Below are 12,934 nucleotides of genomic sequence, written 5' to 3' on the forward strand. Positions count from 1 at the left end.
TATATCAAGTTCCCAAAAAAAGAACAACTTTTTTCAAAAAAACATTGCATTCTTTTTTGTTTTTATATATAATAGCATATGTCGCATGTGAGTGACAGGCTGGAATGGCTCAGTTGGTAGAGCAGCTGATTCGTAATCAGCAGGTCGTCGGTTCGAGTCCGATTTCCAGCTTTTGGGCAGATATCTATCAGGTATCTGCTTTTTTTGTTATGGCAACGAGGAAAATGACCGCGTGCATCCCGTCTCTGTGTGGTACAATTCATATAATTGTCGCATTTTTTTGTTACTTTTCTGCAATTTCCCTGATATGACTTGATTATTTTTCAATTTCATGCTAAAATTTAGGAATTCGACAGTGTGTTTGTCGGAAAAGGAGGCTGACTATGAGCATACAACTGCTTGATAAAACGCGGAAGATCAATAGTTTTCTGCATAATAACAACTCTTCCAAAGTTGTATTCAATGACATCTGTAAAGTTATGACCGATATTTTGGATTCCAATATTCTTGTCATCAGTAAAAAAGGAAAGATTCTGGGCACCAGCCAGTGTAAGGGAACCGATGAGCTCCAGGAGCTGATCGTTGATGATATTGGCGGTTTCATCGATCCTCTGTTAAACGAACGTCTTCTTGGCATCTTATCCACAAAGGAAAATGTCAATCTAGAGACTCTTGGATTTGAGACCAACATCAACAACTACTCTGCGGTCATCGTTCCGATCGATATCGCGGAAAAGAGATTCGGCACGCTGTTTATCTACCGCAACCAGAATCCTTACGATATCGACGATATCATTCTGTGTGAGTACGGTTCGACCGTGGTCGGACTTGAAATGATGCGTTCTGTTTTTGAAGAAAACGAAGATGAGGAACGCAATATCCAGAATGTAAAATCTGCGATCAATACCCTCTCTTTTTCCGAGCTTGAAGCGATCATCCATATTTTTGATGAGCTGCAGGGCGAGGAAGGTATTCTTGTCGCAAGCCGTATTGCTGACCGTGTAGGGATTACCCGTTCCGTGATCGTCAACGCGCTGCGCAAGTTTGAAAGTGCCGGTATCATAGAATCCCGTTCCTCCGGCATGAAAGGAACCTATATCAAGATTTTAAATCCTGCCATATTTGATGAATTAAAACAGATCCGGTTAAAAAAACAGTAAAAAAAGCAAAAGCGCCTGTCTGAGGAATCAGACAGGCACTTTTTTTATCACTCGACAGGAGCCGCCTCCGGAAGCGGCATTTCTATTGCTCCTGCTTCTTCGGTCTGGACTTCCTCCGTTTGCATTTCTTCTGTTTCGGCTTCATCCAACGCCTCTCTTGTAATATGCGAGACGCTCATATACGGATTGTCTGCCTGATACGCTTTCGTCTTTGTCTGGAAAGAATACACATCAAACGCTCCGATCCCAAGGATCGCCGCCACAAAAAGTACCACGGTAAGCCGGAATTTCGGATCACTCTGTGACCTGAAATCATGTCCGCATCTGGGACATTCTTTTGTTTTTATCAGAGAAACCGTTCTCCCGCAATCCGGGCACTGGCGTATAAATACAAGCTGCAGGATCAGCCGCAGTAAAAGGAACGCGATCAGCAACACGATCAGTCCTGCGAGCACATATAAAACATATTCTGACATTTCAATCTCAACCCCTGTCTAATAAATGATGTCTGTTCTACTATACTATACTTGTCCGTGATTGGCAATTTAAAATAATATCATAATTTTTTTATACTTTCTTCATTGTTTCCGCGAAACAGATATGATACATTATATCCGCAGGCTGCTGCCGGCGGCCGCAAAATATTATTTTAAAGGGGGACTTCTATGACCTATGACACTTTTAAGGAGCAGATCCTTGCCGGTATGAAAGCCAGGATTCCGCTCGCATCTCTTTCCATTCAGTCCGTTGTAAAAAACAACAACGTGCAGCTGGATGGTCTCACCATTATGGAAGGCGGCACCAATCTTTCGCCGACGATCTATCTGAACTATTTCTATGAAACCTATCAAAACGGCGTGGAATTTTCTTCTATTCTGGATACAATTCTCCATACCTATCAGTCCAACAAACCCCGGGGAAAGATCGACACCTCTTTTTTCACCAATTACGCAAACGTCAGGCCACATATTGCCTACAAACTCATCCACTATGAAAGGAACCGGCATCTGCTTGCTGATCTGCCTCACTTCCGCTATCTCGATCTTGCCATCGTCTTTTATTGTCTGGTATCCTCTTCCCCTTCCGGAAGTGCCACGATCCTGATCCGCAAAGATCATCTCCGTTTCTGGAACATTTCCCCGACACAGCTTTTTGATGCGGCAAAAGAAAACACGCCAAGGCTCCTCTCCTATGATCTCCGCAACATGAATGACCTGATGGAAGAGCTTCTGGCACCGGCGCATTCCACCCTCTCCGATCCGGATATAAAAAAAGAGGATGCCGCGATCTGTCCGATGTATGTTCTGACGAACCAGAACAAATTAAACGGCGCAAGCTGCATCCTCTATGAACATCTTCTTGAGCACTTTGCTGACAGACTCTGCTGTGATCTTTATATCCTGCCGAGCAGTATCCATGAAGTCATTCTGATCCCTGCCACCTCTGATACCTCTTATCAGGAGCTGTCCCAGATGGTACAGGAAGTAAACGACACACAGGTAAGCCCGGAAGAAATCCTCTCAGATCATGTCTATTACTTTTCCAGAAGTTCGGGATCCATCCGTATGTGACAGGATCATCTTCCAATCATCTCATCCCGGATAACTGTTCATAAATCTTTCCATATTCTTTTGCGGAATTTGCCCAGGAGTAATCCATCTCCATACAGCGGACTGCCATCTCATTCCAATGCGTTCTGTCATCAAAATAAACATGCATCGCATAATGTATCATGTCCGCCATCTCCTGCGCGTTAAAATTGCAGAACGAAAATCCATTTCCGGTATTTTCATATTCATTATATGCTTCCACGGTATCTTTCAAGCCGCCTGTTTCCCGTACCATCGGAACGGTTCCATAGCGCATGCTCATGAGCTGGCTCAGTCCACACGGTTCAAACAGCGACGGCATTAAGAAGGCATCGCTGGAAGCATATATCTTATGCGCAAGCGCCTCTGCATAATCCGTGCTCACCACAAGTTTGTCCGGGTAGCGGTTCGCAAAATAGCGCAGCATTTTTTCGTATTTTTCCTCCCCGGTGCCAAGTACCACGATCTGAACCGGATCTTTACCAAGGATCTCCTCCAGATCATACGCGACCAAGTCAAAGCCCTTTTGATTGGTCAGCCGCGAAACCATGCTGATCAAAAAAACATCCTCGCGCTTTGGCAGATGAAGCATCTCCTGGAGCGCCGCCTTATTGGCTTTCTTTCCCGGCACAAAGTCCAGTGTCCCGAAATGTTTTGCCATATGGGGATCTGTTGCGGGATCATAAAGTTCATAATCGATTCCGTTTAAGATTCCATAGAGGGAACCGCTCCGCATCCGCATCAGTCCATCCAGCCCCTCTCCGCCTGCAGGTGTCTGGATCTCATTTGCGTAGGTCGGACTTACCGTCGTTACGATATCGGAAAAAAGGATCCCTCCCTTTAAATAGTTCACCTCGCCATACGCTTCGAGTCCTCCGATCCCCGGGCGGAAAAGCTCCTCCGGAAGTCCGGTGGTGTCAACTGCGGCATTTAACTTCCAGCGCCCCTGGAATTTCATATTATGGATACTGAAAATTGTTTTTATATTCTTGTAAAAAAGCTGATCATCATACAGATTTTTCAGATAGACCGGTATCAGCCCGGTCTGCCAGTCATGGCAATGTATGATATCCGGGCAGAAATTGATAACCGGAAGCGCATCCAGTACCGCCCGCGAAAAGAACGCGAATTTCTCCACATCCTCGTAGATATTGTTATAAGGCCTGTCTCCTGAAAAATAATACTCATTATCTACAAAATAGTAGATCACATTTTCATACTGTACCGTCAGAATCCCTGCATACTGCCTGCGCCATCCCAGTGACACATAAAAATGTGAATGGAAACGCAGGATCTTTTTTAAATTATCATCCATGCAGGTGTATCTCGGAACGATCACACGCACGTCGTAGTTATCCTTGTCCAGATATTTCGGCAGGGAACCCACGACATCTGCAAGTCCGCCGGTCTTGATGAACGGGACTGCCTCGGAAGCAGCAAATAATATTTTCGTCATAAAAGCCTCAGTCCTTCCCGAATCTTTCTTTCAAAAATATTATAACTGATTCCATTTTATTTTTAAAGCAGTTTTCCATTCAAATCACTGTTTATTGCCGGACTTTATACTCTAATCTGATTTTATCGGCGATCAGTGCGATAAATTCTGAATTTGTCGGTTTTCCCTTCCCGTTATTGATCGTATAGCCAAACAGTTCATCGATCGTATCCATCTTTCCACGGCTCCATGCGACCTCGATCGCGTGGCGGATCGCACGCTCTACGCGGCTCGGCGTTGTCTGATATTTCTTCGCGATCGTCGGATAAAGGATCTTTGTGATCGAATTCAGCATCTCAATATCATTGACCGACATAATGATGGCCTCGCGCAGATACTGATATCCCTTGATGTGCGCCGGAACTCCGATCTCGTGAATAATGTTCGTGACATCCGCTTCCAGATTCCGCTCTACATATTCCTCCTTTTTCTCATAGGCATTTACTTTTTTTATCTCTGTTCCATGCCGGTTTTTGTCTTTGATATGCCGGATGCGGTTTAACACCATCTCATTATCAAACGGCTTCATGATAAAATAGTCCGCCCCGAGATCAAACGCGTCTTCCGTGATCTTCTCCTGACCGATCGCGCTGATCATGATAAACGCCGGTCTTTTTTTCAATGTTGTATCCTTGTTCACTTTATCCATTACACCGAGCCCGTCCAGCTTTGGCATTACAATGTCAAGCAGGACAACATCCGGCTGTTTGTTCTTTATGATCTCATATGCTTCTTCCCCGTCTTTCGCAGTGCCGACCACATTTAATTCGTCGTCACTCTCCACAATTTTTCCAAGTAATCGTACCATTCTCTCATTATCATCTGCGATTGCTATTTTTAGTTTCTCCATCTTTGCCCCTCCTGCTGTTTAAGATAATAAAATCTCATAAAACGAAACTATTTGTATTATAAGCGCCCAAAACTGGCTGTTCAACAAAAATGTTTCCTCAATTTCCGACATCATATGTCGGATTTTTCGGGTTTTTCGTTCATTTTGTCCGCCTGCGCCGATTCTGTTCCCCTTACTAAAAAAATATACAAAATAAGCAGACGAAATCTGTCAAATCCTGTCGTTAATTTCTGTCTGCTTTTTTGCATATCCTATTCGCTTTTTTCTTCTCTTACCGGATCTTTATCTTTTTTTGCCGCAAAAAGCGGTCCGCCGGCGTATTTTCGGATCAGAAGCAGTACTGCCACACTGAGTACCGAGAGCAGATCCTCAAAAGATGTCGTCGTTTTTACGACCATATGTCTTGCGATCACGAACATGAGCACCTCTAAGATCGTATCGGTGCTCGGACGCAGCAGCATCTTTAAAAATTCCACACCCACTACGAGATTTAATACCAGCTCCAAAAATTCCATAAACGCGCCGTGTTCCATTCTTCCCGTCCAGAAAATCCCAAATTCCTGAATGACCGCGATCCCCTCCATGAGAATGGCCGCCAACACAAACAGTCCCATGATCAGTTCTAATACATGTGTAAAACGATACAGCGTATCAATTATCTTTTTCATTTTCTTTTTTCTCTCCTTGATCAATTTTTCGATAATCATTAAATCCCCGGATCAGGATCTTCACACTCTCGATCGGGGTATTAAACAAGCCAGCCTGATAAAGATTTAACAAAACATATCCGACCGGAATGGCAAGGATCAGTCCTGCCATACCGGCAATGCAGTATCCAAAATAAAGCAGGATCAGCGTCGGAAGCGGTCTTATGCCGATCGATTCTCCGACATATTTCGGCTGGATCACCTGACGCAGCAGCTGCGTTGCTCCCCAGACGATCAAAAGTCCCACTGCTCTCCGGTAGTCCGCGCAGAGAAACGCGATCACTGCCCACGGTATCATGACAATACCAGCCCCGAGAATCGGCAGGAAATCCAAAAAAGCAATGATGAAAGACACGACGAGCACATAGTCCACCCGGAGAATAAACAGGCCGATCACAAGCACCAGATAGATCCACAGCTCGATCTTCACCTGCGCCCGTATGTATCCGCCAACTGCTTTTTTTGAGCTCCCGGTCAATACTTTAAAGTTTTTCTGTATGGATTCCGGGATCACCTGTTTTAAAAACGCTTCATTTTCATTTTTCTCCGCCACAAAAAAGTACGATGAGATCAGGCACACAAACAGACCGATCATCACCATGGGCACCTGCTTGGTCAGCCCGCTGACCGCCGAAAACGCGACTTTGCTTCCTCCATCCGCAAGCCCGGATATTGCGGAAACGATCTGATTCCCAAATTTTTCTGTGATATTGGAAAGATTCGCATCCTCTAAGATTCCCCACTGCGCAAGCTGACCGGTCAACGCCTGCATCACATCACTGATCTGTTCCATCAGATCCGGCAGACTCTCCATCCATCCGAGCAGCTGATGCAGCAGTGTCGCAATGAGCCCGTAAAACAAAAGTACGATCGCGGCAATTACCGCGATGATCACAAGGACCGATCCCATTTTCCGCTTCAGGCGGATCTTCTTTTCCAGAAAATGCACGATCGGACATGCACAGGCGGCGATCAGCCAGGCAATGAGAAACGGCAGAAAATAGATCCAGATCTTTGGAATTAAAACGATTAACAGCGCTGCCACGAAAACAGTAAACAGTACATTGACAAGTGCTTTTTTGTAAATTTCTTTCATGATTCCCTCCATTTTGTCTTATCCATTATTTTCAGATAAAAAGCGAGACTTTTACTGCATCAAAAAAATGCAATAAAAGTCTCGTTCTTATTTCAGTATGCATCCCGGTTTTGCAACGTGATGACGACATGCATAATAGCTTTACACTATGAACTACTCCCTCGTATTTGTTTCATCATAACACAGGATTTTTATCCCTGTCAATCATCAGAGCTTAATAAAATTCTTATCTCCGTGCAGGATCCGCTCACGCTCCGCTTCATCGATAGCCACGATCCTTCCCCGCCGGTCATAAGTGGTGAGCAGGGTCGTATTTTTCGCAAGATGTTTTTTCCCGTTTTCGCTTAAGATTGCCGCCAGTGAATCGAGATTCCGGCTCTTTAAAACAGCCTGCATCTGTACCTGCTTTTCCGCTTCCTCGATCCGTTCATCTGCCCACGCTTCATTCTGCGCCGCGATCTGTTCCGCGTCATCCGTTGTTTCCACCGGATCCTTTTTTTCTTCTGCCGGCGCATCTTCCCAGATAGTCCGCCAGGTCTCTTTCAAAAAGGAAATCATGGAACGCACCGATGCTTTTAACTGTTCCCAGGTAAATCCACCACCGGATGTCTCCGTCCGGTCTTTTTGGCTCTGCGGCTGTTCCTTTTCCGGCTGCTTTTTTTCACGGTTTGCGCCGATATCCAGGATCACGCCCGGATCCTCCTGCTTTTCCTTTTCCGAAATTGCATTCTGCCAGGCCGCGTCATAGGCGTGGATTCCGGCAGACCGTTTATTTGTTATTTTCGGATAATCATACGGGCTTCCCCCGTCAATTTTGTCTATCATGGCTGTTCCCCCATATTTTTCTATTTTAACATCTCCTCGATAAAAATACCATATCCTTTTGTTGGATTATTGATATATACATGCGTCACCGCACCGATCACTTTCCCGTTCTGCAAAATCGGTGCCCCGCTCATCCCCTGTACGATTCCTCCGGTGGTCGCTAAAAGCTCCGGATCGGTCACCTCAAAAACAATCTCCCGCTTTTCTTTGGTTTCACTGTAATTTACCTCGGTGATCTCGATCTCATAATTTTTCCGCTTTCCATTCAGTTCACAAATGATATCCGCCCTTCCGACCCCGATTTCCTGTTTGTGTCCGACCAGAACCGCGGGTACATCCGCAAGCTGCACCGGAATCTGATCTAACTTTCCGTGAATGCCTACCTCCGAATTGTTATCGATATTTCCAAGGTAATACTCCTTCCGGTAATTGATGACACCGGTCAGTTCTCCCGGCGTTCCGTGCTCTCCTTTTACAATGTCCACAATGTCTGTCTGATATAAAGAACCTGCGCGCATCGTCAGCAGAGAGCTGGTATCCGCGTCATTTACCCCATGTCCCAGCGCTCCATAGAAAAGCTCATCTGTCAGATATGTCATGGTCCCGATGCCCGCAAGATCATCACGCACCCAGATCCCAAGCTTATAGGCACCATCCTCCGAAAGTACCGGTGTCACAAAGACATCGATCTGCTCGTCCTTTCTTCGTATCCCAAGATCCAGTTTCTCCGCCCCGCAGTCATTGATCCGTCTGGTAAGCTCCTTTTTATCGGAAACCGCTTCTCCATTGACGGAACAGATATAGTCCCCGCTTTTTAACAGCGCCGCAGCAGGTTCATGGCTTATGCCATCCGCCCCGGATATGCTCCCGGTTCCGATCACAAGAATGCCATCTGTCTTTACATATATTCCGATCGGCAGTCCGCCGGGAATTACCTGTTCTTCCTCCACAACATGTACGTCTACCTGTTTTACCGGTATGACACCAAAAAGTTTACAGGTCATGGTATATTCCGAAGGATTCCCTTCTGTCACCGGTGCCATATTGTCAAAAACATCCTGTACCTCATCCTCCACGGTAAACGTGACCGGAACATCGAAATTAAACTGCCCTTCCTCTCCGGCGATCACGTTGATCTCACCCGGAATTTCATTTTCCAGTGAATACCATGCAAAAAAAATCAGCGCGAAAAGTCCTGCCTCCGCAATTTTTTGTATTCCCTTTTGTATTCTCGCAAGCATAAATCCACATCCTATCCAGCTGTATTTTCTCAAAAAAAAGAAGATATGAATCTTCATATCTTCTTTTAGTATGTGGATTTTACTTTTTTTCATGCAATGCCAGCTCTTTCATTTCCCGCGCGCTTTTCAGTACCGTGTCTGTAATTGCCACGCCGCCGATCATCCGCGCCAATTCCACAACGCTCTCCTCTTTTTCCAGCGGGCGGATCCTTGAAACGGTGTTTTCTCCGACTACGGATTTTTCGATCAGGAAATGCACATCCGCCATCGCCGCGATCTGCGGCAGATGCGTAATGCAGATAACCTGGTGGCTTTTTCCGATCACATTCATTTTTTCCGATACCATCTGCGCGGTCCGTCCGCTGATTCCGGCATCGATCTCATCAAAGATCAGCGTACCGATGGAATCGTTTTTGGCAAGTACCGCTTTCATTGCGAGCATGATCCTCGAAAGTTCCCCACCGGAAGCAACTTTTGAGAGCGGTTTTAGCGGCTCTCCCGGATTGGTGGAGATCAAAAACTCCGCATCATCCATGCCGTTTGCATTTGGATTCTCCGCTTCTTTGAATTCCATGGTAAAACGGACATCTAGGAAATTCAGATCGATCAGTGCTTTTTGTACTTCTTCGGTCAGCTTCTTCGCATATTTCTTTCGTATCTTTGATACCTTCGCGCAGTCTGCCTGAAATACTTCCTGCGCCTTTTTCTGCTCTGCCCGCAGCTTTGCAACATAAGCATCATGATCCTTTAACTGTTCGATCTTCTCTTCCCGCTTTTTCTGTCCTTCCAGGATCTGTTCTACCGAATCGCCATATTTGGACTTTAAGTGATTGATGAGATCCAGACGTTTTTCTGTCTCAAAGAAATGCTCCTCATCAAAATCCGCCTCCTGCAGATAATCCGAGATCTCCCGGTTAAAATCACTGAGCAGGTTATCGATCTCAAGCAGTTCTTCCGAAAATCCCTGTACGGTCCGGTCAAAATCCGAAACCGCAGACAATTCTCTTAACGAGCGGGAGATCAGATCCGATGCGCCATCCGCACCGCCCTTGGTATATTCATACGCATGACTTAATGCCTCTACGATCTTTTTGCCATTGGCGAATTTCTTATATTCACTCTCTAAGGTCTCATCTTCACCTGCCGTCAGATCCGCCTCATCGATCTCCTGCCACTCATACTCCAGAAATGAGAGTTCCCGCAGTCTCTGCTCCTCATCCATGGAATTCTGCTCCAGTTCCTCCTCGATTGCCCGGTATGTCCGGTAATCTTTTTTTAACGTTTCCTTCGGCAACTGAAGTTCGGTCTTTGCGTAATCATCCAGGATCTCAAGATGTTTTTTCTTAGACAGGAGCGACTGATGCTCATGCTGTCCGTGAATATCAATAAGCAGTGCCGCCGCCTCTTTCACCTTTGACGCCGGGACCGTCTCCCCGTTGATCCTCGCGACACTGCGCCCTCCGGTGATCTTTCTGCTCATGATGAGCATGTCATCCTCCACGGAAACGTCCATCGCCGCAAGCGCCGCTTTTATGTTTTCCTCTTTCACTTCAAAGATCAGTTCCACCAGTGCCGCGTCCGCATTTTCGCGCAGCATCTCTTTTTGCACCTTTCCACCAAGTGCAAGGTTGATTGAACCGATAATAATGGATTTTCCGGCACCCGTCTCACCGGAAAGAATGTTTAACCCTTCGCCGAATTCAACTTCTGCCTCATCGATCAGCGCAAGATTTTTTACATGTAAGCTGCGTAACATATACTCTCCTTCTTCTTACTCCTCAAGCAGTTTGCGGAGTCTCCCCATCAAAGAAACAGTATCATCTACCGTCCGTACCGCGCACATGATCGTATCATCCCCGGCAATACTTCCAACGATCTCATGACAGTCCATATGATCGAGCGCTGCCGCCACCGCCATTGCCATACCGGATACCGTCTTAACGATCAGTATATTCTGCGCCATATCCATGGAGACAAAGCCCTCCCGGAACACTCTGGTATATTTTCCGGTCAGATCCTCCGATGTCTCATTGAGTGCCACATATTTCTGTCTGCCGCTGTTTAATGCCACCTTGGTCAGCTTCAGTTCGCGGATATCTCTCGATACGGTCGCCTGTGTCACATGATAGCCTTCTTTTTCCAGCTGTGCGGAAAGTTCTTCCTGTGTTTCAATATCATTTTTCTGAATCAGTTCTAATATTTTTGCGTGTCTGCTTGTTTTCATATATCCCTCCATCAGGCATAAGTATGCATTTTCTTTCTGAGTGTCTCAAGAAAACTTATCCTGCTCAGTTTCAAAATCTGCGTATTGGTTTTTGCTCTGTGGATCACGATGCGGTCTCCCACTTCCAGATGCACCGCGTCATCCCCGTCAAAACTCACTTCTACTTTTTCATCCTTCTCACTCCGTCTTTGTCCGATCTCGATCTCGATCTCATCATCGGCACTTAACACAATACTCTTGGAATTTAACGTGTGGGAATTGATCGGTGTGATCAGGATCAGATTCGCCTGCGGATCCACGATCGGGCCGCCCGCTGACATATTATATGCAGTGGAACCGGTTGCGGTAGCCGCAATGATCCCATCCGCCATAAACTCCGACAGATATTCCCCATTGACATAAACCACCAGATTGACGATCTGGAGTGCCCCGCTCCGATGGATGACAATATCATTTAGCGCCACCGTCTCCCCGGATTTGGTGCCGCCTTTGACAACATATCCGCTTAACATCATACGGTGTTCCAATACATAATCATTGACAAACATCCGGTCGATCGCGTCATATACATTGTCTTCCTCAAGTTCACAGAGATACCCGAGATTTCCGTGATTGACTCCGACTAACGGCAGTTTTAAAGCAACCGTGTCTCTCGCCGCACGGATCAGGGTTCCATCCCCGCCGATCACCAGGATACATTCCGTATCCTCCGGTATCTGCTTCAGCGAAAGCGGACAGTTTCCGCGCCCCGGTGCGACACTCACCTGATATCCGCAGTTTCCGCCTTTTTTTTCAATATACGCACGGATCTTCTCGGTCAGTATTAACTTCTCATCCTTTACCGCATTGGTGATGACATAAAAATTTTTCATAACTATGCAAGTTCCGCATGTGCCGCTTCCACTACGGCATCAATATCCACGGACTCCTCCTTTGCCCCGTCTGTGCCATTTTCAAGATGTACCAGATACTCAATATTTCCTTCCGGTCCTTTGATCGGAGAATATTCCAGATTCCACACATGAAATCCGAGACCGCACGCGAAATCGATCACCTTCTCGATGACTTCTTTATGTACTTTTTTATCACGCACCACGCCTTTTTTGCCGACCTTTTCCCGGCCAGCCTCAAACTGCGGCTTGATCAGGCAGACCATCTGTCCGTCCTCTTTTAGCAGTGCCTGTGCCGGTCCAAGTACCTTGGTCAGCGAGATAAAAGAGACGTCGACTGACGCAAAGTCCAACGGATCCGCAATATCTTCCGGTGTCACATAACGTATGTTTGTCTTCTCCATACAGACCACGCGCGGATCCTGTCTCAATTTCCACGCGAACTGCCCGTATCCGACATCGACCGCATAAACTTTCACTGCACCGTTCTGCAGCATGCAGTCCGTAAATCCACCGGTGGATGCGCCGATATCCATGCAGATTTTTCCATCCAGCGTAACACCGAAATTGTTCATTGCCTTTTCCAGCTTCAGTCCGCCGCGGCTCACATATTTCAAGGTAGAGCCGTGGATCTCGATCTTTGCCTCTGTGTCGAAATTCGTCCCTGCCTTATCCTCTCGCTGACCGTCAACAAATACGTTGCCCTCCATGATCATGGCTTTTGCCTTTTCCCTTGAGGTGGCCAGTCCTCTGTTTACCAATAATACATCCAGTCTCTCTTTCATAAATCCCACTTTTCTCTTTTTATAAATATATTTTAATACAAAATGAATATTTTTACATATTAAATTTTGCTA

The 12,934-nt window shown here is 46.1% G+C and carries 13 protein-coding genes and 1 tRNA gene; 3 read left to right on the top strand and 11 right to left on the bottom strand.

What is annotated here, in order from left to right; all coding sequences use genetic code 11:
• Positions 1-98: 98 nt before the first annotated feature.
• Together H8Z76_RS04710 and codY are read left to right on the top strand one after the other, a co-directional pair.
• A tRNA-Thr gene (locus H8Z76_RS04710) sits at positions 99-171 on the top strand.
• A 212-nt stretch (positions 172-383) separates the two neighbouring features.
• Positions 384-1,160, top strand: a complete 777-nt coding sequence (codY, locus tag H8Z76_RS04715) for a GTP-sensing pleiotropic transcriptional regulator CodY (RefSeq protein ID WP_186981794.1) — start codon at positions 384-386, stop codon at positions 1,158-1,160.
• Between the two features lie 47 nt (positions 1,161-1,207).
• Here the strand turns inward: codY and H8Z76_RS04720 are convergent, their stop codons facing one another.
• Positions 1,208-1,636: a hypothetical protein gene (locus H8Z76_RS04720; protein WP_186981795.1), complete on the bottom strand. Its 429-nt coding sequence runs from the start codon at positions 1,634-1,636 to the stop codon at positions 1,208-1,210.
• 189 nt (positions 1,637-1,825) lie between these two features.
• Here H8Z76_RS04720 and H8Z76_RS04725 point away from each other — a divergent pair, with 189 nt between their 5' ends.
• Positions 1,826-2,731, top strand: coding sequence for a DUF5688 family protein (locus H8Z76_RS04725; RefSeq protein WP_186981796.1), 906 nt, complete (start codon positions 1,826-1,828; stop codon positions 2,729-2,731).
• A 16-nt stretch (positions 2,732-2,747) separates the two neighbouring features.
• On the opposite strand, the gene glgA is transcribed toward H8Z76_RS04725, so the two are convergent.
• The 10 genes from glgA to H8Z76_RS04775 form a co-directional block, all read right to left on the bottom strand.
• Positions 2,748-4,205 carry a glycogen synthase GlgA gene (gene glgA / locus H8Z76_RS04730; RefSeq protein ID WP_186981797.1) on the bottom strand — a complete coding sequence of 486 codons (1,458 nt, stop codon included), beginning with the start codon at positions 4,203-4,205 and terminating at the stop codon, positions 2,748-2,750.
• Positions 4,206-4,296: 91 nt separating this feature from the next.
• Complete coding sequence (gene spo0A, locus H8Z76_RS04735) at positions 4,297-5,094, bottom strand: sporulation transcription factor Spo0A (RefSeq protein ID WP_022515061.1); 798 nt, start codon at positions 5,092-5,094, stop codon at positions 4,297-4,299.
• A 251-nt stretch (positions 5,095-5,345) separates the two neighbouring features.
• Positions 5,346-5,762 carry a hypothetical protein gene (locus H8Z76_RS04740; RefSeq protein WP_022515060.1) on the bottom strand — a complete coding sequence of 139 codons (417 nt, stop codon included), beginning with the start codon at positions 5,760-5,762 and terminating at the stop codon, positions 5,346-5,348.
• Positions 5,746-6,897 (bottom strand): sporulation integral membrane protein YtvI, encoded by a 1,152-nt coding sequence (gene ytvI / locus H8Z76_RS04745; RefSeq protein ID WP_186981798.1) that lies wholly within the window; start codon positions 6,895-6,897, stop codon positions 5,746-5,748. The genes H8Z76_RS04740 and ytvI overlap by 17 nt, the downstream gene beginning before the upstream one ends.
• A gap of 207 nt (positions 6,898-7,104) precedes the next feature.
• Positions 7,105-7,722 carry a hypothetical protein gene (locus H8Z76_RS04750; RefSeq protein WP_186981799.1) on the bottom strand — a complete coding sequence of 206 codons (618 nt, stop codon included), beginning with the start codon at positions 7,720-7,722 and terminating at the stop codon, positions 7,105-7,107.
• A 20-nt stretch (positions 7,723-7,742) separates the two neighbouring features.
• Positions 7,743-8,963 carry a SpoIVB peptidase gene (gene spoIVB, locus H8Z76_RS04755; protein ID WP_186981800.1) on the bottom strand — a complete coding sequence of 407 codons (1,221 nt, stop codon included), beginning with the start codon at positions 8,961-8,963 and terminating at the stop codon, positions 7,743-7,745.
• A gap of 79 nt (positions 8,964-9,042) precedes the next feature.
• Complete coding sequence (gene recN, locus H8Z76_RS04760) at positions 9,043-10,719, bottom strand: DNA repair protein RecN (RefSeq protein WP_186981801.1); 1,677 nt, start codon at positions 10,717-10,719, stop codon at positions 9,043-9,045.
• A gap of 15 nt (positions 10,720-10,734) precedes the next feature.
• Positions 10,735-11,187 (bottom strand): arginine repressor, encoded by a 453-nt coding sequence (gene argR, locus H8Z76_RS04765; RefSeq protein ID WP_022515055.1) that lies wholly within the window; start codon positions 11,185-11,187, stop codon positions 10,735-10,737.
• A gap of 11 nt (positions 11,188-11,198) precedes the next feature.
• Positions 11,199-12,059, bottom strand: coding sequence for an NAD(+)/NADH kinase (locus H8Z76_RS04770; RefSeq protein WP_022515054.1), 861 nt, complete (start codon positions 12,057-12,059; stop codon positions 11,199-11,201).
• 2 nt (positions 12,060-12,061) lie between these two features.
• On the bottom strand, positions 12,062-12,862 hold the full coding sequence (locus tag H8Z76_RS04775) for a TlyA family RNA methyltransferase (protein WP_022515053.1): 801 nt from the start codon (positions 12,860-12,862) through the stop codon (positions 12,062-12,064).
• Positions 12,863-12,934 lie beyond the last annotated feature (72 nt).

Source organism: Roseburia yibonii (assembly GCF_014297335.1).
Lineage (GTDB): Bacteria > Bacillota > Clostridia > Lachnospirales > Lachnospiraceae > Roseburia_D > Roseburia_D yibonii.